The organism is Streptomyces sp. NPDC051987, from assembly GCF_040680735.1.
In the GTDB taxonomy this organism is placed as follows: Bacteria; Actinomycetota; Actinomycetes; order Streptomycetales; family Streptomycetaceae; genus Streptomyces.
The window spans coordinates 28,237-48,307 of sequence record NZ_JBFAXI010000016.1; the positions used below are offsets into that span (position 1 = coordinate 28,237).

23 protein-coding genes and 1 pseudogene are annotated in these 20,071 nt (G+C 72.6%); 15 read left to right on the forward strand and 9 right to left on the reverse strand.

The features are described from left to right. The first annotated feature begins 205 nt into the window (after window positions 1-205). Window positions 206-808, forward strand: a complete 603-nt coding sequence (locus tag AB0M11_RS11815) for a Clp protease N-terminal domain-containing protein (RefSeq protein ID WP_365704038.1) — start codon at window positions 206-208, stop codon at window positions 806-808. Window positions 809-860: 52 nt separating this feature from the next. Next, on the forward strand, window positions 861-1,829 hold the full coding sequence (locus AB0M11_RS11820; RefSeq protein ID WP_365704040.1) for an EamA family transporter: 969 nt from the start codon (window positions 861-863) through the stop codon (window positions 1,827-1,829). Window positions 1,830-1,862: 33 nt separating this feature from the next. Here AB0M11_RS11820 and AB0M11_RS11825 read toward each other — a convergent pair whose 3' ends face one another. After that, on the reverse strand, window positions 1,863-2,570 hold the full coding sequence (locus AB0M11_RS11825) for a pyridoxamine 5'-phosphate oxidase family protein (protein WP_365704042.1): 708 nt from the start codon (window positions 2,568-2,570) through the stop codon (window positions 1,863-1,865). Between the two features lie 36 nt (window positions 2,571-2,606). On the opposite strand from AB0M11_RS11825, the gene AB0M11_RS11830 reads away from it, so the two are divergent. Both AB0M11_RS11830 and AB0M11_RS11835 read left to right on the forward strand, forming a co-directional pair. Continuing rightward, a complete protein-coding gene (locus AB0M11_RS11830) occupies window positions 2,607-3,938 on the forward strand; it encodes an aminotransferase class I/II-fold pyridoxal phosphate-dependent enzyme (protein ID WP_365704044.1) in 1,332 nt (443 codons plus the stop codon). 190 nt (window positions 3,939-4,128) lie between these two features. After that, window positions 4,129-5,031: a LysR family transcriptional regulator gene (locus AB0M11_RS11835; RefSeq protein ID WP_365704046.1), complete on the forward strand. Its 903-nt coding sequence runs from the start codon at window positions 4,129-4,131 to the stop codon at window positions 5,029-5,031. A gap of 46 nt (window positions 5,032-5,077) precedes the next feature. Here the strand turns inward: AB0M11_RS11835 and AB0M11_RS11840 are convergent, their stop codons facing one another. Beyond that, a complete protein-coding gene (locus tag AB0M11_RS11840) occupies window positions 5,078-5,545 on the reverse strand; it encodes a pyridoxamine 5'-phosphate oxidase family protein (protein ID WP_365704048.1) in 468 nt (155 codons plus the stop codon). A gap of 82 nt (window positions 5,546-5,627) precedes the next feature. On the opposite strand from AB0M11_RS11840, the gene AB0M11_RS11845 reads away from it, so the two are divergent. After that, entirely contained in the window at window positions 5,628-6,275 is a 648-nt protein-coding gene (locus AB0M11_RS11845; RefSeq protein WP_365704050.1) for a cysteine hydrolase, read from the forward strand. A gap of 3 nt (window positions 6,276-6,278) precedes the next feature. Here the strand turns inward: AB0M11_RS11845 and AB0M11_RS11850 are convergent, their stop codons facing one another. Continuing rightward, window positions 6,279-6,776, reverse strand: coding sequence for a Rieske (2Fe-2S) protein (locus tag AB0M11_RS11850; protein ID WP_365704052.1), 498 nt, complete (start codon window positions 6,774-6,776; stop codon window positions 6,279-6,281). Window positions 6,777-6,969: 193 nt separating this feature from the next. Between AB0M11_RS11850 and AB0M11_RS11855 the strand changes: the two genes are divergently transcribed. The 7 genes from AB0M11_RS11855 to AB0M11_RS11885 all read left to right on the forward strand — a co-directional run bounded on the left by AB0M11_RS11855 (window position 6,970) and on the right by AB0M11_RS11885 (window position 13,119). Further along, window positions 6,970-7,734 (forward strand): HipA family kinase, encoded by a 765-nt coding sequence (locus tag AB0M11_RS11855; protein ID WP_365704054.1) that lies wholly within the window; start codon window positions 6,970-6,972, stop codon window positions 7,732-7,734. A gap of 29 nt (window positions 7,735-7,763) precedes the next feature. Further along, window positions 7,764-8,180 carry a DUF3037 domain-containing protein gene (locus AB0M11_RS11860; protein WP_365704176.1) on the forward strand — a complete coding sequence of 139 codons (417 nt, stop codon included), beginning with the start codon at window positions 7,764-7,766 and terminating at the stop codon, window positions 8,178-8,180. Window positions 8,181-8,317: 137 nt separating this feature from the next. Then, the gene (gene fabG, locus AB0M11_RS11865) at window positions 8,318-9,079 is read left to right on the forward strand and encodes a 3-oxoacyl-ACP reductase FabG (RefSeq protein ID WP_365704056.1); all 762 of its coding nucleotides are present in this window, start codon (window positions 8,318-8,320) and stop codon (window positions 9,077-9,079) included. A 31-nt stretch (window positions 9,080-9,110) separates the two neighbouring features. After that, window positions 9,111-9,872 carry an SDR family oxidoreductase gene (locus tag AB0M11_RS11870; RefSeq protein WP_365704058.1) on the forward strand — a complete coding sequence of 254 codons (762 nt, stop codon included), beginning with the start codon at window positions 9,111-9,113 and terminating at the stop codon, window positions 9,870-9,872. Window positions 9,873-10,081: 209 nt separating this feature from the next. Then, entirely contained in the window at window positions 10,082-11,656 is a 1,575-nt protein-coding gene (locus AB0M11_RS11875) for an ABC transporter substrate-binding protein (protein WP_365704060.1), read from the forward strand. 93 nt (window positions 11,657-11,749) lie between these two features. Beyond that, a complete protein-coding gene (locus AB0M11_RS11880) occupies window positions 11,750-12,436 on the forward strand; it encodes a uracil-DNA glycosylase (protein WP_365704178.1) in 687 nt (228 codons plus the stop codon). Window positions 12,437-12,627: 191 nt separating this feature from the next. After that, a complete protein-coding gene (locus tag AB0M11_RS11885) occupies window positions 12,628-13,119 on the forward strand; it encodes a hypothetical protein (RefSeq protein ID WP_365704062.1) in 492 nt (163 codons plus the stop codon). Window positions 13,120-13,306: 187 nt separating this feature from the next. On the opposite strand, the gene AB0M11_RS11890 is transcribed toward AB0M11_RS11885, so the two are convergent. Continuing rightward, window positions 13,307-13,783, reverse strand: a complete 477-nt coding sequence (locus AB0M11_RS11890) for a hypothetical protein (protein ID WP_365704064.1) — start codon at window positions 13,781-13,783, stop codon at window positions 13,307-13,309. Between the two features lie 112 nt (window positions 13,784-13,895). Next, on the reverse strand, window positions 13,896-14,408 hold the full coding sequence (locus AB0M11_RS11895; protein ID WP_365704066.1) for a DinB family protein: 513 nt from the start codon (window positions 14,406-14,408) through the stop codon (window positions 13,896-13,898). Between the two features lie 110 nt (window positions 14,409-14,518). Here AB0M11_RS11895 and AB0M11_RS11900 point away from each other — a divergent pair, with 110 nt between their 5' ends. After that, window positions 14,519-15,430, forward strand: coding sequence for a Gfo/Idh/MocA family oxidoreductase (locus AB0M11_RS11900; protein WP_365704068.1), 912 nt, complete (start codon window positions 14,519-14,521; stop codon window positions 15,428-15,430). Here the strand turns inward: AB0M11_RS11900 and lnt are convergent. Further along, a complete protein-coding gene (lnt, locus tag AB0M11_RS11905) occupies window positions 15,348-16,922 on the reverse strand; it encodes an apolipoprotein N-acyltransferase (RefSeq protein ID WP_365704070.1) in 1,575 nt (524 codons plus the stop codon). The genes AB0M11_RS11900 and lnt overlap by 83 nt on opposite strands. Before the next feature lie 75 nt (window positions 16,923-16,997). After that, entirely contained in the window at window positions 16,998-17,483 is a 486-nt protein-coding gene (locus AB0M11_RS11910) for a nuclear transport factor 2 family protein (RefSeq protein ID WP_365704072.1), read from the reverse strand. A 143-nt stretch (window positions 17,484-17,626) separates the two neighbouring features. Between AB0M11_RS11910 and AB0M11_RS11915 the strand changes: the two are divergent. After that, window positions 17,627-17,932: pseudogene (locus tag AB0M11_RS11915) on the forward strand (SDR family oxidoreductase); the annotation flags it as partial. 12 nt (window positions 17,933-17,944) lie between these two features. Here AB0M11_RS11915 and AB0M11_RS11920 read toward each other — a convergent pair. Together AB0M11_RS11920 and AB0M11_RS11925 are read right to left on the reverse strand one after the other, a co-directional pair. Beyond that, window positions 17,945-18,124, reverse strand: coding sequence for a hypothetical protein (locus AB0M11_RS11920; RefSeq protein WP_365704074.1), 180 nt, complete (start codon window positions 18,122-18,124; stop codon window positions 17,945-17,947). Between the two features lie 251 nt (window positions 18,125-18,375). Beyond that, window positions 18,376-19,200, reverse strand: a complete 825-nt coding sequence (locus tag AB0M11_RS11925) for a helix-turn-helix transcriptional regulator (protein ID WP_365704076.1) — start codon at window positions 19,198-19,200, stop codon at window positions 18,376-18,378. A 132-nt stretch (window positions 19,201-19,332) separates the two neighbouring features. On the opposite strand from AB0M11_RS11925, the gene AB0M11_RS11930 reads away from it, so the two are divergent. Then, the gene (locus tag AB0M11_RS11930) at window positions 19,333-20,040 is read left to right on the forward strand and encodes an alpha/beta hydrolase (RefSeq protein ID WP_365704078.1); all 708 of its coding nucleotides are present in this window, start codon (window positions 19,333-19,335) and stop codon (window positions 20,038-20,040) included. The last annotated feature ends 31 nt before the right edge of the window (window positions 20,041-20,071 follow it).

The window sequence follows — 20,071 nt, forward strand, 5'->3', positions numbered from 1 at the left end:
GGATGCACGCGCCGTGTCAGCGCGACGGGTGCGCGCCGGTTGCGCGGGGGCGCTCGGCAAGACGCCGCGCGCCACGGTGGCCGGAATGGGTCTGATCTCATCCGTAAGGAGGAGATTTCGGCCACCCGGCTCCACTCTGCGTGGGACGCGAAGATGCTTCCCCTCGCCGATGACTCCGGCTCCCGGGCTTGATGAGGTAGGGACCGTGCAACCCCGTATTCCCCGCCAGCCCGCCCAGGACCAGGGCAGTGTCCACGCGGACGACGATGCCGGGCTCGGTGCCGAGCTGGCAGCGGTGATCGCCGGTGCCCGCCGCCGGGCCGTACGGGACGGGGACCGCCAGGTCGACACCGCCCATCTGCTGCACTCACTGATCGAGAACGACCCCGAGGTGCGCGCCGCCCTCGGTGCCGCACCGCAACTCGCCCGCCTGCTCGGCTACCTCGTGCAGCGCAGCATCGGCTACGGCCTGCGCTGGCAGGGCGGGGTCGAGGACTCCGGCGCGCTGCCCGCCCTGGCGCGGACCGGGGGAGGGCGAGCCGAGGGCGAGGGTGCCTGGTCCCCGGTGGCCGCGGCCGCCCTGGAGTACGCGCGCGTCCGCGCCCGGCGGCGTGGCGCGGCCCGCTCCGACGGCGTCGACCTGCTGGCTGGCCTGGTCCTGGACCCGGAGTCCCGGGCCGTGGAGGTGCTGGAGCGTGCCGGGGTGGCCGCCCGTGAGCTGGCCGTGCGGATAGACGGGGACGGGGCGACCGGGCCGGCCGAGGTGGTGCGGGACGCCGCGGCGGAGCGCCCCACGTCCAGCCGTTGAGACAGGTGTCATAGGGGGTGACGCTCATGTCGCCCGCTGGCATCATGTCCCGGTGCACACCACGGACACCAGCCACGGCAAGGGCCTCGGGCTCTCCCTCGCCCTCGGGTCGGCGCTCGCCTTCGGCGGCTCCGGCGTCGCGGCCAAGCCCCTGATCGAGGCCGGCCTCGCACCGCTGGACGTGGTGTGGCTGCGGGTTGCGGGCGCCGCCCTGGTGATGCTTCCGCTGGCCGTCCGCCACCGCGACCTGCCGCGCCGCCGGCCGGCGCTGCTCGCCGGGTTCGGCCTGCTCGCCGTGGCCGGAGTCCAGGCCTGCTACTTCGGTGCGATATCCCGGATACCGGTGGGGGTGGCGCTGCTCGTGGAGTACCTCGCTCCCGCGCTGGTGCTCGGCTGGGTCCGGTTCGTGCAGCGACGGCCGGTGACCCGCGCCGCCGCGCTCGGCGTCGTCCTCGCGGCGGGCGGTCTCGCGTGTGTGGTGGAGGTGTGGTCGGGGCTGCGGTTCGACGCGCTGGGGCTGGTGCTGGCGCTGGCGGCGGCGTGCTGCCAGGTGGGGTACTTCGTGCTCGCCGACCACGGTGGGGGCGAGGGAGCGGATCCGCTGGGAGTGATCGCGTACGGGCTGCTGGTCGGGGCCGGTCTGCTCACCGTGGTGGCCCGGCCGTGGAAGATGGACTGGTCGGTACTGGGCGGCGCCGCGCGGATGAACGGGACCGCGGTGCCGGCGGCGGTTCTGCTGGCCTGGATCGTGCTGGTGGCGACCGTGGTCGCCTACATCACCGGGGTGCTGTCGGTCCGGCGGCTGTCCCCGCAGGTGGCGGGGGTCGTGGCCTGCCTTGAGGCGGTGGTGGCGACCGTGCTGGCCTGGGTGCTGCTGGGGGAGCGCCTGTCGGCGCCGCAGGTGGCGGGCGGGGCGGTCGTGCTGGCAGGGGCGTTCATCGCGCAGTCGTCGGCACCCGCCAAGGGCTCCGGTGAGCCCTTGGCGCGCAGTGAGGACGTCGTGCGCGAGCCCGCAGCCTGAGCGTCGGCGGCGCCCACCTGGGGGCGCCGCCCGTCACCGCGTCTTCAGGTACCGCGGCACCGGAACCTCCGACGCCAGGTCCCCGTTCGGGATCGGAGCGTCGTACCCCTTCCGCAGCGGCAGCACACCCGCCCAGTACGGCAGGTCCAGGTCCTCCGGCTCGTCGTGCGCGCCGCCGGTACGGGTCTTGGCGGAGACCTCGTTCAGGTCCAGACGGATCACCGCGGTCGCGGCCAGTTCCTTCTTGTCGGCGGGGCGGGAGTCGGCCGCCCGGCCCGGCACCACGTGGTCGACCAGGGCGTCCAGCGCGCGCCTCTTCTCCTCCGGGTCGGTGACCTGGTGGGCGATGCCGTGCACCACCACCGAGCGGTAGTTGACCGAGTGGTGGAAGGCGGAGCGGGCCAGCACGAGACCGTCGACATGGGTGACCGTCACGCACACCGGCAGTCCGGGGTCGGCCTGGCCGGTCATCCGCAGCGGGCGTGAACCCGTCGAGCCGTGCAGGTACAGGACCTCGCCGACCCGGCCGAACAGCGTCGGCAGCACCACCGGCGCGCCGTCGCGCACGAAGCCGAGGTGGCAGAGGTAGCCCTCGTCGAGGATGGCGTGCACCAGTTCCCTGTCGTACGACGCCCGCTCGGCGGAGCGGGTGGGCACGGTGCGGTCGGTCCTGGCGTAGGCGGCGGGCTGGGCCGGCGGTGCGGACTGCGCCGGCACGGTCCCCTGCGCGGCTGTCTCCATTGCGATCCTCCATTGCACTAGTGCATAATGCTGTTTGTGCTAGGAGAATATCCGATCGAAGGGCGTGGCGCAGCGGAGATCGCGGCCAGCGTCGAGCGCGCGGTGGGTGCCGGGGAGCTGGAGCCGGGGCACCTGCTGCCGCCCATGAGGGAGTTGGCGAGCAGGCTCGGGGTGAATCCCAACACGGTCGCCGCCGCTTACCGCACCCTGCGCGAGCGCGGAGTGATCGAGACCGCCGGCCGACGGGGCAGCCGGGTCCGGCCGAAGCCGGCCACCACCGGGCGGGACCAACATCCCGAGGTCCCGCCCGGAGTGCGCGACCTGTCCTCCGGCAACCCCGACCCCGCCCTGCTTCCCGCCCTCGCGCCGGCCCTGGCGGCCGTGGCCGCCGAGTGCGACCGAGCCCCTGTCCTCTACGGCGCCGACCCCGTCGAGCCGGACCTGGACCGGATGGCGCGCGCCGAACTGGCCGCCGACGGCGTGCCCGACGGGCCGCTCACCGTCACCTCGGGCTCCCTGGACGCCGCCGAGCGCGTCCTGCTGGCACACCTCAAGCCCGGCGACGCCGTCGCCGTCGAGGACCCCGGCTGGGGCCGCACCCTCGACCTCATCCCCGCGCTCGGACTGCGTACCGTCCCGGTGGCGGTCGACGACGAGGGGCCGCGCGCCGACGCCCTGCGCCGGGCCCTGGAGGCCGGGGCCCGCGCCCTGATCGTCACGGCGCGGGCGCACAACCCCACCGGCGCCGCGGTCGGTGCCGCACGCGCGCGTGCCCTGCGGGCGGTTCTGCGCGCCCACCCGTACACCCTGCTGATCGAGGACGACCACGGCCACGGCATCGTCGACCTGCCCCTCCACCCGCTGGCGGGCGTCACCCGGCACTGGTCCTTCGTCCGCTCGGTCGCCAAGGCATACGGACCCGACCTGCGCCTGGCCACCCTGACCGGGGACGAGGTGACGGTGGACCGGGTGCGGGGGCGTCAGCGTCTCGGCCCGGGGTGGGTGAGCCGGCTGCTGCAGCGGACGGTGGTCCGGCTGTGGGCCGACGGCGCGGTGCACGGCCCGGCGGTGGCGGCCGCGTACCGGGCCCGCCGTGAACTCCTCGTCGACGCGCTCGCCGACCACGGCGTCGAGGCCCACGGCCGCAGCGGCATGAACGTCTGGATCCCGGTCCCGGACGAGACGGCTGCCGTGTCCCGGCTGCTGCACGAGGGATGGGCGGTGGCGCCGGGGGCGCGCTACCGGTTGTCGACCCCGCCGGGTGTCCGCGTCACCGTCTCGACGCTGGCGCCCGAGGAGGCCGGTCCGCTGGCCGCGGCGGTGGCGAGAGCGGTGACACCGGCGAAGGGGGGCCGGATCCAGGCCTGAGTTCCGTCTGCGGCGCCGTCGCCTTTCGGGAACGCCCGTGCGGACGCCCCTGCAAGGGGCGCGGGGAGCTGCGCGGCCAGCCCACCACCACCCGCACGCACACCCGCTCCCGCACCCGCTCCCCGCTCCTCGGACCCCGACGTCTTAGCAGACGCAAGATCTCCACCCGGCACCTCTTAGAATCGCTTACGTGTTGAATCTGGAGCGCCTGCGCACCCTGGACGCCCTCGCCCGGTACGGCTCGGTCAGCGGCGCCGCCGAGGCCCTGCACGTCACGACGTCGGCCGTGTCCCAGCAGATGGGCAAGCTGGAGCGAGAGGTGGACCAGCGGCTCCTCGCGAAGAACGGCCGCGGCATCCGGCTCACCGACGCCGGGCGGCTGCTCGCCGAGCACGCGGCCCGGATCCTCTCCCAGGTCGAACTGGCCCAGTCCGACCTGGAGGCGCACCGCGGCCAGGTGGTCGGCGAACTCCGGCTCTCCGCGTTCCCGACGGCCGCCCGCGGCCTGTTCCCGGCCGCACTGGCCGCCCTGCGGGAACGGCACCCCGCGCTGCGCGTCCGCTCCAGCGAACTGGAGCCGGAGAACGGCGTGGCCGGCGTCGTCCGCGGCGACCTGGATCTCGCTGTCGTCCTCGACTGGTACAACAAGCCGATGCCCGTGCCCGACGGCCTGGTCAAGGCGCCCCTGCTGGACGACCCCGCCGAGGTGGCGCTGTCGGCCGGGCACCGGCTCGCCGGCCGCGAAGAGGTGGACCTGGGGGAGTTCGCCGAGGACGAGTGGATCACCTGGGGCGAGGGCGAGTTCTGCCATGAGTGGCTGATGTACACCCTGCTCTCACGCGGTATCGAGCCCGTCGTCGGGCACCGCGCGGCCGAGACGCACACCCAGCTGAACCTGGTCGCGGCCGGGTTGGGCGTCTGCGTCGCCCCGCTGCTGGGCCGCCACCCGGTGCCGGACGGCGTGGTGATGGTGCCGCTGAAGCAGCGGGTGAGCCGCCATGTGTACGTCGTCTGGCGGGCCGACGCCGACCGCCGCCCCTCGATCCGGGCGGCGGTGCAGGCGCTGCGCGACGCGGCCGAGGCGATCGCCTGAGCCGGCCTGCCGGCGCTTCCGCCTGCGGCTGCCGAGCCCGGCTCCCCTACGCCGTGCCCAGCTTGCGGAAGTCCCAGGAGGCGATCTTCGTCGGGGTGAGCCGTGCCCACGCGTGCCGGCCGTCGTGCGGCATCTCGTCCAGACCGAAGTTCTTGCGGGCGAACACCGTCTCGATGTAGTCGAGTTCGGCGACCAGCTCACCGGTGCGCGGGACCTCGCCCACGAACTCGACGGTCCCTCTCAGCTCGACACCGCGCAACTGGTCGTACTCCTCACCGGAGTCGACCACGACCGCCACGCGCGGGTCGCGGCTGAGGTCCTTCCAGCGCTGGCTGCGCACCACCGAGTAGAGCCACAGTGACGTGCCGTCCCAGGCGAACCACAGGGCGCTGACGTGCGGGGCGCCGTCCGCCGTGACGGTCGCGACCCGGCAGGTCCGCTGGGTGGTGAGGAACTCGTCCAGCTCACCGGGCGTCATCATGATCTTCCGGCCCCGGCGCTGAGTGACGGTCATGCAGCCCCCTCTTGTCCTTCTTCCGTTCCCGCGCGATGGCGGTTAGTGTCACCCGCCCCGCACCAAGGTGGAAGGGGGCGTCATGCCGTCGTCGTACCAGCGGCTCGCCGAACTCCTCGACCCGGTGAGCACCGTGCTGCTGACCGTCGAGTGCCAGCAGGGCGTGGTGGGCCCGGACAGCGCACTGCCCGAACTCGCCCGCGAGGCACGGTCGTCGGGGGCCCTGGACAACATCGCCCGCCTGGTCGCCGCCGCGCACCACACCGGTGTCCAGGTGATCCACGCCATCGCCGAACGCCGCCCGGACGGCCGGGGCGCGAACCGCAACGCCCGCCTGTTCCGCGCCGCCGAACGGCTGCCCGTCCAGCAGCTCTCCGGCACCACGGCGGTCCGCGTCGCGCCCCCCATCGAAGTCTCGGAGCAGGACCTCGTCGTACGACGGCTGCACGGTCTGTCGCCGATCCAGGGCACCGACGTCGACCCGCTGCTGCGCAACCTCGGCTGCCGCACGCTGATCGTGACCGGCGTCTCGGCCAACGTGGCCATACCGAACGCCGTGTTCGACGCGGTCAACCGGGGCTACACGGCCGTCGTCCCGGCCGACGCCGTCGCGGGAGTGCCCTCCGAGTACACCCCCGCGATGATCCGCAACACCCTCGCGCTGGTCGCCACGGTCGCGACCACGGACGAGGTGCTCGGCTGCCTGGGAAGACCGCGTCGGCGGTCCTGAGGATCAGGCCAGCGAGATCTGGTCACCGGAGACCGTGATGTTGGCCGCCGTCAGACCGGTGGTCGCCGGGCCCTGCTTCACGCTGCCGTCCGCTATGGCGAACTTGCTGCCGTGACAGGGGCAGACGATCTCGCCGTTGGCGATGCTGCTCACCGCGCAGCCCGCGTGCGGGCACTTCGTCGAGAACGCCTTGTACGTACCCGCCGTCGGCTGGGTGACGACCACGGCCTTGTCCTTGTAGATCGTGCCGCCGCCCTCGGGGATGTCCGTGGTCTTGGCGAGCGCGGTGCCCCCGGCCGCGGCGCTGGAGCCGCCCGCCGAGCCGTTGCTGTCCTGGGTGGTGGAGCCGGCGCCCGCGTTGCTGTTCGTGGTGGCCGTGCCCGACGAGTCGTCGGACGATCCGCAGGCGGTCAGCGCGGCGGCGAGCCCCGCCGCTCCGGCCGCCGCCATGACGGTACGGCGAGCCGGGTTGGCCGAGGGGTTGAGCGGTGCGCTGGTCATGTGAGGGGTTCCCTTCCGCGAAGCTGCTCGTTGATCCGTCCAGGGGTACGGCCTTCGGGCACCACCCGTTCAGACGGCATCCAGATACTGACCCCCTGGACATGAGGCTTCGGTAAAACAGCGCTGTCGGTTCGCTGTCGGCCTGGACGGACCGGTGGCCGGGCCGTCGCCGGATCCCCAGTAACCTGGGGCGATGCTCAAGGAAGTCACCGCGACCCGCTACATCACACCGCTGCGTGAGGGCGGCTCGCTGCCGGGCCTCGTCGAGGGTGACGACCTGGCGACGTACGTCATGAAGTTCACGGGCGCGGGGCAGGGCCGCAAGACGCTGGTCGCCGAGGTCGTCTGCGGCGAACTCGCCCGCCGGCTCGGGTTCCGGATGCCCCGCCTGGTCACCGTCGAACTGGATCCGGTGCTGGGGCTCGGCGAACCGGAGCAGCAGGTGCAGGACCTGTTGCGGGGGAGCGGCGGTACCAACCTCGGCATGGACTTCCTCTCGGGGGCCCTCGGCTTCGACCCGCTCGCCTTCGCGGTGAGCCCCGAGGAGGCCGGGCGGATCGTCTGGTTCGACGCGCTGATCAACAACGTCGACCGCTCCTGGCGCAACCCCAACCTGCTGATGCACCGCGGCGAGGTGTGGCTCATCGACCACGGCGCCACCATGATCTGGCAGCACAACTGGCCGTCGGCCGAGGCGTCCGCCGCCCGTCCGTACGACGCCTCCGACCATGCGCTGAGCGGCTTCACCCCCGATGTGCGGGCGGCCGCCGCCGCGTTGGCGCCCCTGGTCACCGAGGACCTGCTCGCCGAGGTCACCGCCGAGGTCCCGGACGTCTGGCTCGCGGCCGAGCCCGGCTTCGACACGCCCGACGACCTGCGGCGCACCTACGCACGGCCGCTGCTCGCGCGGGCCGCCGTCATTCACGAGCGCATCACCGGCATCGGGGGGACCAAGTGAGCGAGACCCACATCAACGTGGCCGGACAGATGACCGAGCGCCACATCACCCGGGCGGGCCAGGGCGGCGACCGGGACGTCTTCGAGTACGCCCTGCTGCGCGTCGTGCCCCGCGTGGAGCGCGGCGAGTGCATCAACGCCGGTGTGATCGTGTACTGCCGGGCCAAGGCGTACGTCGGCGCCCGCACCCATCTCGACGAGGCGCGGCTGCTGGCCCTGGACCCGGACGCCGACGTGGCCGGGGTGCGGGCCGCGCTCGGGGCGGTGGAGGGCGTCTGCGCCGGTGGGGCGGCGGCGGGACACGCGGCCGGCGACGACCCGGGACGGCGCTTCCGCTGGCTGGTCGCGCCCCGCTCGGCCGTCGTGCAGCCGGGGCCCGTGCACACCGGGCTCACCCGTGACCCGGCCGCCGAGACCGAGCGGTTGCTGGACCTCCTGGTGAGGTAATGGATCACACCGCGCGGTGGGACGTTGACACCGGGTGCCATGGCTTCTAGCGTCACGTCTGTCGAAGGTACTAAGCGGTCGCTCACCATCCCGGCCGGTTCTCGATCAGGTGTTCTCAAGGGCGAGGAGAAACAGCAATGTCCAGCACTGAGCAGCGGGTGGCCGTCGTCACCGGTGCCGCACGTGGCATCGGCGCCGCCACCGCCGTACGACTGGCCGCCGAGGGCCGCGCGGTCGCCGTGATCGACCTCGACGAGGCCGCCTGCAAGGACACCGTCGAGAAGATCACCGCGGCCGGCGGCAGGGCCATCGCGGTCGGCGCCGACGTCTCGGACGAGGCCCAGGTCGCCGCCGCGATCGCGCGCGTCGTGGAGGAGCTGGGCGCCCCGACCATCCTGGTCAACAACGCCGGCGTGCTCCGCGACAACCTGCTGTTCAAGATGTCCGCGTCCGACTGGGACACGGTCCTCAACGTGCACCTGCGCGGGTCCTTCCTGATGACCAAGGCCGTCCAGCAGCACATGGTCGAGGCCGGCTGGGGCCGGGTCGTCAACCTGTCCTCCTCCTCGGCGCTCGGCAACCGCGGTCAGGCGAACTACTCCGCCGCCAAGGCCGGTCTGCAGGGCTTCACCAAGACCCTCGCGATCGAGCTCGGCAAGTTCGGCATCACCGCCAACGCCGTCGCCCCCGGCTTCATCGCCACCGAGATGACCAAGGCCACCGCGGAGCGCGTCAAGATGGGCTTCGAGGAGTTCAAGGCCGCCGCGGCCACCCAGATCCCCGTGCAGCGCGTCGGCGAGCCGGAGGACATCGCCAACGCCATCGCCTTCTTCACGAACGAGGCCGCCGGTTTCGTCTCGGGCCAGGTGCTGTACGTGGCCGGCGGACCGCTCGACTAGCAGACCACCGGGGAACCTGAGGAACACTGACATGACTGAACTGCCCGAGCTGTCCGGCAAGGTCGCCATAGTCACCGGCGCGAGCCGCGGCATCGGCTACGGCATCGCCGAGGCGCTGGTCGCCCGCGGTGACCGCGTGGCCATCACCGGCCGCAACGAGGACGCCCTCAAGGAGGCCGTCGAGCGCCTCGGCGCCGACCGCGTCATCGGCATCGCCGGCAAGGCGCACGACCTGGCCCACCAGAGCGAGGTCGTCGAGCGCACCATGGCGGCCTTCGGCCGCGTCGACCACCTGGTCAACAACGCCGGCACCAACCCGGTGTTCGGCCCGATCGCCGACGTGGACCTGGACGTGGCCCGCAAGGTGTTCGAGACGAACGTGGTCTCCGCCCTCGGTTTCGCGCAGAAGACCTGGCACGCCTGGCAGAAGGAGAACGGCGGCGCCATCGTCAACATCGCCTCCGTCGCCGGCCTGTCCGCCTCGCCGTTCATCGGCGCGTACGGCATCAGCAAGGCCGCGATGATCAACCTGACCCAGCAACTGGCGCACGAGTTCGCGCCCGGCGTCCGGGTCAACGCGATCGCCCCCGCGGTCGTCAAGACCAAGTTCGCGGAGGCCCTGTACGAGGGCCGGGAGGCGGAGGCCGCCGCGGTCTACCCGCTCAAGCGGCTCGGCGTGCCCTCCGACATCGGCGCCGCCGCCGCGTTCCTCACCTCGGAGCAGTCCGACTGGATCACCGGCCAGACCCTCGTCGTCGACGGCGGTGTCTTCCTGAACGCCGGCATGGGCTGACGAACCGTCGGGCGTCGTTTTCGTCACAGATATTTACCGCAAGTGTGAGGAAAACGGCGCCCCGATGGTGGTGCGAGATGCACACAGGCACATGACAACGTCGTCATAGCACATTCGATCAACGCCCGTGCAACCGGGGTGCCTCAAGGCGCGCAACGCTGCGGTATGGTCTGCCGCCGACCCCTGGTGCGGCGGATCGAGGAGTGCGCGTGTTCAACCGGAACCGAGGGCTGCGCAGAGTTGCCGCGGTCGCGTCCGTGTCCCTGGCGGCCGGGTGCGGCGTCCTCACCGGCAGCGCGAGCGACAGCGGACCGATCGTCGTCGGCACGACCAGCGCCCCCAGCACCCTCGACCCGGCCGGTTCGTGGGACGGCTCCTGGGAGCTCTTCCGGAACATCTACCAGACCCTGCTCGCCTACCCCGACGGCGCCACCACCCCCCAGCCGGACGCCGCGCACGACTGCGGCTTCACGGACTCCGGCGACCGCACCTACCGCTGCGAACTGCGCTCGGGCCTGAAGTTCGCCGACGGCGACAAGCTCGACGCCACGGCCGTCAAGTACTCCATCGACCGGATCCGGGCCATCAACGCGCCGAGCGGCCCGGCCGGACTGCTGGGCAGCCTCGACCGGGTGCAGGCGGTCGGCGACCGCGAGGTGGTCTTCCACCTCAACAAGGCCGACGCCACCTTCCCGTTCGTGCTCGCCACCCCGGCCATGTCGATCGTCGACCCCGACGACTACCCCGCCCACTCGCTGCGCAAGGACGACTCCGTGCACGGCTCCGGGCCGTACACCCTGAAGTCCTACGACGAGGGCAACCAGGCCGAGCTGGTCCGCAACGAGACCTACCACGGCTTCGCCGACCGGCAGAACGACGCGGTGACCATCCGCTACTTCCAGGACTCGGCCACCATGGTCAAGGCCCTCAGGTCCGGGGACATCGACGTCACCTACCGCGGTCTTGCCGCCTCGGACATCGTGGCCCTGGAGGCGCACGGCAGCACCGACCTGCAGCTGATCGACGGCGCCGGCATGGACATCAGCTACCTGGTGTTCAACCCCGCGGATCCCTGGGCCAGGATCCCCGCCGTGCGCAAGGCCGTCGCCCAGATCGTCGACCGCTCCGCGATCGCCCACACGGTCTACAAGGACACCGTCGACCCGCTGTACTCCATGGTCCCGGCGGGCCTGACCGGCCACACCACAGGCTTCTTCGACGACTACGGCGACCCCAGCACCTCCAAGGCCCGCAAGATCCTCGCCGACGCCGGCATCACCCGGCGCGTCCCGCTCACCTTCTGGTACACCACCGACCGCTACGGCTCCGAGACCGCCCAGATGTTCCAGCAGCTCAAACAGCAGTTGGACGACTCCGGGCTGTTCACCATCACGCTGCGGAGCCGCCCCTGGAAGGCCTACGTCGTCGGCTACGAGAAGGGCGAGTACCCGGTCTTCGGGCGCGGCTGGTTCCCGGACTTCCCCGACCCCGACAACTTCATCGCCCCCTTCGTCGGCGAGCGCAACGCCCTCGGCACTCCCTACCCGTCCCCCGTGATCACCGGCAGGCTGCTGCCCGAGTCGCGCGGCGAGAGCGACCGCGGCGAGGTCGTCAAGGAGTTCCAGGAAGCCCAGCAGATCCTCGTCAACGACGCCCGGCTGATCCCGCTCTGGCAGGGGCGGCAGTACGTCGCGGCCAGTGACGACATCTCCGGCGGCGAGAACGCGCTCGACCCGTCCACGATCATGATGATGTGGGAGCTGCACCGCAAGACCAGCTGGTGAAACGCCCGTCCGGCACCGGTTGTCAGTGGTCGCCTGTAGGTTTTCCGATATCAGCAGGATCCGCAAGTGACCGCAATTCGTGAGGACGTTGACGTGACCGACATCGCCATGCTGCCCGAGTCCTGGCGCGGGGTTCTGGGTGACGAGCTGCAGCAGCCCTACTTCAAGGAGCTGACCGAGTTCGTCGAGGAGGAGCGGGCGAAGGGCCCCGTCTACCCGCCGCGCGAGCAGGTCTTCGCCGCGCTGGAGGCGACGCCGTACGACCAGGTCAAGGTGTTCATCCTCGGTCAGGACCCCTACCACGGCCAGGGCCAGGGCCACGGCCTGTGCTTCTCCGTCCGCCCCGGGGTGCGGATCCCGCCGTCCTTGCGGAACATCTACAAGGAGATGCGCGAGGAGCTGGGCTGGGAGTCCATGCCGAACAACGGCTACCTGATGCCGTGGGCCCAGCAGGGCGTACTGCTGCTCAACGCGGTCCTCACGGTCCGCGCCGGCGAGGCCAACTCGCACAAGAACAAGGGCTGGGAGAAGTTCACGGACGCGGTGATCCGGGCCGTCGCCGAGAGGCCCGACCCGGCGGTGTTCGTCCTCTGGGGCGGTTACGCGCAGAAGAAGCTCCGGCTGATCGACGAGAGCCGGCACGTGGTGATCCAGAGCGCCCACCCGTCCCCGCTCTCCGCCGCGAAGTTCTTCGGCACCCGCCCCTTCACCAAGATCAACGAGGCGGTGGCGGCCCAGGGCCACGAGCCCATCGACTGGCGGATCCCGAACCTGGGCTGAGCGAGGACAGGGGCGCCTCAAACCGACCTGGGGGCACGCGCCCCTCAGGAGCGCGGAAAACCGCGCGACAAGCCCTTACCGGCCCGCACCTGGTCACCGGCCCGCGGTCCGACGGCGCCGCCTGCCGATCAATCCCGGCGGCGCCGTCTACCGTCAGCAGCACACAACGGCTTACCAGCGCGGAGGGCCTGGTGGTGGAGCGACAGGAGCGTACGGCACCCGACGCCGTGCTCACGCGGATCGGGCAGGTCGTGATGCTGCACCATGCCGGCGACCGTGAGGAGGCCCGCCGGCGCCTGCTCGACCTGTGGGCGGAGATCGGCGAGCACGGCGCCCCGCTGCACCGCTGCACCCTGGCCCACTACCTGGCCGACACCCAGGACGACCCCTCCGACGAACTGGCCTGGGACCTGCGGGCACTGTCGGCGGCGGAGGGAGCGGCGGGGCTGCGCGGCTTCTATCCCTCCCTGCACCTGAACCTCGCCGCCGACTACGTCAAGCTCGGCCGCACCGAGGCCGCCCGCAGCCACCTGCGCCGGGCCCGCGGCGCGGCCACCGCACTCGGCGACGACGGGTACGGCGACGGGGTCCGGGCCGCGATCAGCCGCCTGGAACTCCGGCTGGGGGACGACGGCGACCCGGGCACCGACTCCTGGAGCCCACCGCGCCAGCGACCGCACTAGGGCCTGTCTGACAATTCCCGTCGTCGCCCGGAGGGCGGCCTCGCGGCGTCAGGTGCGTGCTCTCGGCGTGCCGGGCCCTGGCCCACGTACTGGACGTACTTGGGTCAGGGCCCGGTGCGGTGAGAGTGCGTGCATGGCGTCGCGAGGCAGGCGGGAATTGTCAGACAGGCCCTAGTGCCCCGAGGCGTCAACGCCCGTACGTCTGCTCGCAGATCCGCGCCTGGGGGCTGCCTGCCTCCCAGCCGCCGTACTGCTTGCCGAGGGCGCACACGTCCGGGGTCCTCGGGACGGAGCGGGGCAGGCCGGGCAGACCGGCCTGCGGGCGGTGCGACCGGTGCGCCGGGTGGGGGTGCTGGGTGGTGGCCCGCGGGGTCGCCGGGTGGCGGTGGGGGGCCGGGGGAGCGGGCAGGACGGCGTGCGGGGCGGCCGGTGCGGCCCGGTGGCTCGGCCGGGACGGGCCGCCGACCATCTCCAGGGCCTCCTTGGCCGGCGCCTGCACCACCCTCGGCTCGGTGCTGCCGTCCGGGCGGGGCACCGACGGCAGCGAGCGTGCCGTACCCGGAGGCGGTCCGGGCGTGGCCGGGCGCTGGACCGTCACACAGCCGGAGAGGGCCGAGACGGTCACGGTGACCAAGAGCGCTGCGACGGTCGTCGTTCGATGCACCCGCGCAACTCTGCTGGTTCCGCGCGGGCGTTGACACCGGCGACAGGACTTTCGTGCCCCGCACGGGTGATCTCCTGCCCCGTACGGGGGACGGATGGGTGCGAGGCTGACGTCAGAAGCCGGTCGCGCCGTCGATCCGCTCCCGGATCAGGTCGGCGTGGCCGTTGTGCCGGGCGTACTCCTCGATCATGTGGGTGTGGATCCAGCGCAGGCTGATCAGCTTTCCGGTGCGGCGGTGGCGGCCCTTGGAGAGGTCGTCCAGGCCGAAGCCGGCCGCGGCCTGCCGGGCGGCCTCGATCTCGGCCTGCCAGGCGGTGTACGCCTCCTGCCAGGTGTCCGCCTCGGTGACGTGGAAGTCGCCGTCCGGGTCCTCGTCGCTGAAGTACAGCGGCGGAGCCTCCTCGCCGAGGAGGACCCTGCGGTACCAGGACCGCTCCACGTCGGCCATGTGCCGCACCAGTCCCGTCAGCGACAGCGGGGACGGCTCCACGGAGGCGGTCCTGAGCTGGGCTTCGGTCAGGCCCTCGCACTTCGCGGCGAGGGTCTGCCGGTGGAACTCCAGCCAGCCCTCCAGCATGGCGCGTTCCCCGGCGTCGACGGCGGGCGTACTGCGTTCGGTCGTCATGCCCGGCATCCTTGCCCACCCCGGCCGATCCCACCACGGAATATCGGCCCGTATGCTTCCGCTCAGGCAGGCGTGGGCAACCGTCGCGGACAACGGCCAGGGGAGTGCCAGTGAAGGTCGGCTGCATCGGACTCGGCGACATCGCGCAGAAGGCGTACCTGCCGGTGCTGGCCGTGCAGCCGGGGCTCGAACTCCACCTCCAGACCCGCACCCCTGCCACCCTCGACCGGATCGCCGACAGCCTCCACCTGCCCGCCGGCCGCCGGCACGCGACCCTGGACGACCTCCTCGCCCAGGACCTCGACGCCGCCTTCGTGCACGCGGCCACCGTCGCCCACCCCGAGATCGTCGGCCGGCTACTGGAGGCGGGCGTACCGACGTATGTCGACAAGCCCCTCGCCTACCGGTTCGCCGACTCCGAGCGGCTCGTGTCGCTCGCCGAGGCGCGGGACGTGTCGCTGTTCGTCGGCTTCAACCGCCGTCACGCGCCCGGCTACGTGCAGTGCGCCGACCACCCCCGCGAGCTGATCCTGATGCAGAAGAACCGCATCGGGCTGCCCGAGGAACCCCGCACCATGATTCTCGACGACTTCATCCACGTCGTCGACACCCTGCGCTTCCTCGCGCCCGGCCCGGTCCAGGACGTGACCGTCCGCGCCCGGACCGCCGACGGCCTGCTGCACCACGTCGTCCTTCAGCTCGCCGGCGACGGCTTCACGGCGCTCGGCGTGATGAACAGGCTCAGCGGCTCGGCGGAGGAGATCCTGGAGGTCTCCGGGCAGGACACCAAGCGTCAGGTCCTCAACCTCGCCGAGGTGATCGACCACAAGGGGCAGCCGACGGTGCGGCGGCGCGGCGACTGGGTGCCGGTGGCGCGGCAGCGCGGCATCGAGCAGGCGGTGCTCGCCTTCCTCGACGCCGTCCGCGCCGGGAAGGTGCTCAGCGCCCGGGACGCACTGGCGACTCACGAACTGTGCGAGCAGGTGGTACGAGAGGTTCGGCGGCACCCCGGCGCAGCCTGACCGTCCGCGCTCCCTCGGCCAGGCACCAGGCCGCCAGCACCAGCAGCGCGCCGCCCACCGGCCAGTCGCCGTACCGCACGAACGGGGTGACACCGCGGGCGAGCGGCACCTCGTAGACCCGCGCGGTGCTCGCGTCGGTGCCGAGCCAGGGGCCGAGGCGCTCGCCGGCCGGGCCGTAGACGGCGGAGACCCCGGTCAGCGTGGCGTGCACCATCGTCCGGCCGGTCTCGGCGGCCCGCAGGGCGGCCAGCGAGGCGTGCTGCTCGGGCGCCCAGCTGTCCTGGAACGACGAGGTCGACGACTGGCCGATCAGGACCTCCGCGCCGTCCTGCACGAGGTGCCGGCTCATGTCGGGGAACGCCGTCTCGAAGCAGATCATCGGACCGACCCGCAGGCCGTGGCCGACGTCCATCACCACCTGCTCGGTGCCGCGCCGCCGGTCCTCGCCGGCCGCCTTGCCGACCGAGGTGGCCCAGCCGAGCAGCGACCGGGCGGGTATGTACTCGCCGAACGGAACCAGCCGCATCTTGTCGTACCGGTCCCCGGTCGGGCCGTCGGCGCCGACCAGGAGGGAACTCTTGTAGATGCCGGGCCGGTCGGAGCGCCGGGCATCCACGTTGACCAGGATGTCCGCGCCGGTCTCCCGGGAGAGGGCGGCGATCCGCCGCGCCAGGTCGGGCCGGTCCCCGAGGTCGTACCCCACACTGCTCTCGCCCCAGACGATCAGGTCGGGATGCTGCCCGACCAGCTGCCGGGTCAGCTGCTCCTCCCGGTCGAACCGCCGGACGCCGCTGTCGGTGCCGTCGACGACGCCGGGCTGCACGACGGCGACCCGGACGTGCCCGTCGACGTCCGGGCGGGGCGACCACGCCCAGGCGGCCGAGGTCGCGGCGGCCGTGGCCACCAGCGAGGCCACCGCCGGCACGCGGGCCTCCCGCACGGACATCAGCACGGCGACCGCGACGTTGACGGCCACCACCAGGAAGCTCAGCAGCCACACCCCGCCCACCGAGGCCAGCCGCAGCGCCGGCGTCACCTGCCACTGGGTCGCACCGAGCATGCCCCACGGCCCGCCGAGCCCCTGCCAGGACCGCACCAGCTCCACCATCAGCCAGCCCGACGGCAGCACCAGCACCGCCACCGCGGCCCGCCCCGGCGACGGCACCCCGCCCAGCAGCCGGCGTGTCACCCAGCCCCAGGGCGCCCAGAGCACGCTCAGCAGGCCGGCGATCAGGAAGATGAAGACGTGCAGGCTCGGCAGCAGCCAGTGGTGCACGGCGACCATGAACCCGAACCCGCCGCACCAGCCGTCGTACGCCGCCCGCCGACCGGTCGGCGCGGAGCGCGCCAGCAACAGCCACGGGACCAGCGCGACATAGGCGAACCACCACAGCGACGGCGCCGGAAAGGCCAGCACCGGCAGCGCGCCCGCCAGCGCCCCGGCGCAGGAACGCCGCCACGGGGAAGTGAGCCAGCGCTCGACGGTTCTCATCCATCGCCTCCTGCCCGCGGGTCCTTCCAGTGTGCGGGACCGGGCGGGATCTCCGACAGGGGGCACGGGAACGGGTCAGTCGGACACGGCCGCCGCACGCGGTTCGGGCAGCCTGCGCCACTTCTCCTCCACGACCACCTGGCGCAGCCGCCAGCCGTCCCGGGTGCGCAGGAACGCGAAGGAGTAGCGGCCGCCGCACACGAAGTCCGGGGCGCTCACGGTGCCGTCGCCGCCGGCGAAGCGCATGGGGTTGACGTAGTCGGCCCACAACTGGGCGGTGTCACCGGTGTCCTGGTCCAGGATCCCGAACCGCACCCGGCGGTTGACGATCAGATGCTGCCGCATCGAGAAGAGGGTCAGATTCTCCGCGAGCCACCCGGCCACCTGCCCCGCATCGCCCTCGATGCCACCGGCGGAACGGTAGTCGGCCCGCCCGTCCGCCGTGAACAGCCTTCGGTACGCCGTCCAGTCACCGTCGTCGACGGCCGCCGCGTACGCGGAGACCATCTCGTCCACGGCCAGCCGGTCCATCACGGTCGCGAGCTCCACGCGCTGCGTCATCGGCTCAGTGTTGGGCACCGGACCGACGCAGCCAAGGGGCACGCGCCATATTCGAGAGCGTTCGAGGTGCTACGAGTCGGGACCTGGGTTCGCGGCAGTCCACACCGGTGGCCCGCTCTGCGCCGCCGGCCGTCACCGCACGCCTCGGCAGTCCGGGCGAATAGTTCCACTACGCGGCGACCAAGGCGGCCGTCGACGCCCTCACCGTGGGCCTCGCCAAGGAACTCGGCCCGGACGGCGTGCGGGTCAACGCGGTGGCGGCCGGGGTGATCGAGATGGAGATCCACGGGGCGATGGGCGACCCGGACCGGGCCGAACGGGTGGGAGCCACCACGCCGCTGGGCCGCGCCGGCCGGCCCGAGGAGATCGCCGCCGCCATCACCTGGCTGTTGTCGCCCGAGGCCGCCTACACGACCGGCACGGTGCTGCGGGTCTCCGGCGGCCGCTGAATCCGCGGCCGGTCAGGCCGCCTCGATGATCTGCTCGCGGATCGCCTCGGCCCACTCGACCACCAGCAGTTCGTACTCCGCCCGGTCCTGGGCCGACAGCGTTCCGCCCGCACGCAGCCACAGCGCCCGGATGCGCTCGTTGACCTCGGCAGCGGACCGCACGGAACCAGGGGTACGGGAATCGGGGGACATGCGCAACAGCCTAGGGGCAAGGGCTGACGGTGCGCTACCGGGCCACTACACAGACCGTATGGGGTTGGTCACGGGCGACACGGCGGTCGGGCGGCCATGCCCTGGCATGTGCCAGGTCGACGTGCCCGGCGCCGGCCGGGCCGTGCGGACCGGTGCCGGCCTTCGCCCTGGCCGGAGCCGGTGCGGCGCTCCCCGACGCCGGGAAGGCGATGGGGGCCGAGGGTTGGCCGAGACAATGCGCCCGGTCGTCCTCACGCCGTCGGCAGCGTCGCGGCGAGCAGTGCCAGCTTCTCGGCGCTGTCGCTGCCCGGATCCGGGTGGTAGACGACGAGCGTCTGCCCTGCCGTGCCGCTGACGGCCAGCCGCTCCCGGTTCAGCCGCAGGCGGCCGAGCCGGGGGTGGTCGATGACCTTGGCCGCGCCGTCGCAGGACGCCACGTCGTGGCGGGCCCACAGGCGGCTGAAGTGCGGGCTGGCCAGGGAGAGTTCGCCGACGAGGTCGATGACGCGGGGGTCGTCCGTGTCGGTCCCCACGGAGCCGCGGAAGCCGGCCACCATGCCGGCGCCGGCCTCCTCCCAGCCGGGGTGGAGGGCCTGTTCGGCGGGGTCGAGGAAGATGTCCCGCAGCCGGTTGGCGCCGACCGAGAAGCGCGGTGACAGCGCGGTCGCCAGGGCGTTGACGGCGAGGATGTCGAAGTAGCGGCCCTCCACCAGCGCGGGCAGCGCGAGGGCGGCGACCAGCTGGGCCGTCCCTGGCGGGACGGTCTCCCGCCGGGCGCGCCGCCTGCGTTGCCGGGGCCGGGCGGCGCCGAGGCGCAGCAGGTACGCCGTCGCGTCCTCGTCGAGCCGCAGCACGCGGGCGAGGGACTCCAGGACCTGCACGGAGGGGTTGCGGTCGCGGCCCTGTTCCAGGCGCAGGTAGTAGTCGGCGCTGATGCCGGCCAGCATCGCGACCTCCTCCCGGCGCAGTCCCGGCACCCGCCGCACGCCCACCGCGGGAATGCCGGCCTGCTCCGGCGTGACCAGCTCGCGGCGGGCGCGCACGTACGCGCCCAGCGGGTTCGGTTCGTCGGTCATCCCGCCACCGTAGTGCGGTCGCCGCGCCGCTGCCTGGTCCTGTCACCCCCAGGATCACCGGGGCACTGTCCCGGCCGGCGCCGGACCGCGAGCGTGGTCGCCGACGGTGACGAGCAACCGAGGAGCACGATCATGTCGACGTATCTGCTGGTACACGGTGCCTGGCACAGCGGGCGGTGCTGGGAGCGGGTGGTCCCCCTGCTGGCGGCGGCCGGTCACCGGGTGTACGCGCCCGACCTGACCGGTCACGGCGACAAGGCCGCACTGCTCGGCCCGGACGTCGGCCTCGACACCCATGTGGCCGACGTCGTCGGGCTGATCAGGGACGAGGACCTCACCGACGTCGTGCTCGTCGGGCACAGCTACGCGGGGCTGGTCGTCTCGTCCGCGGCCAACGAGGTGCCGGACCGCGTCGGGCACCTGGTCTTCCTCGACGCGATGGTTCCGGAGCACGGCGAGACCGCGGCGGACCTCCAGCCCCTGACCCGGGTCCTGATCGAGCGGGCTCTCGCCTCCGACAGCGGCTGGCGGGTTCCGCCGATGCCCGAACTGCCGCCGCCGTACGGGCTGTTCGGGGTGACCGACGCGGCGGACGCGGCGTGGCTGCGCACCCTGCTGTCCGACCAGGCGGTGCGCACCTTCCAGCAGCCGGTGCGCCTGGACGATCCGGCCGCCCGCGCGATCCCGCGGACCCACATCCACTGCGTGGCCAACGTCCCGGAAGGCATCGCCCGCCGTGCGGTCCCCGCGAACCAGCCGGTGTGGGAACTCCCCACCGGCCACGACTGCATGATCACCGCACCGACCGAACTCGCCGAACTCCTAATGAAGCTGAGCTGACCCCAACCGCCGTCCAAGGCGCATGCCCCGC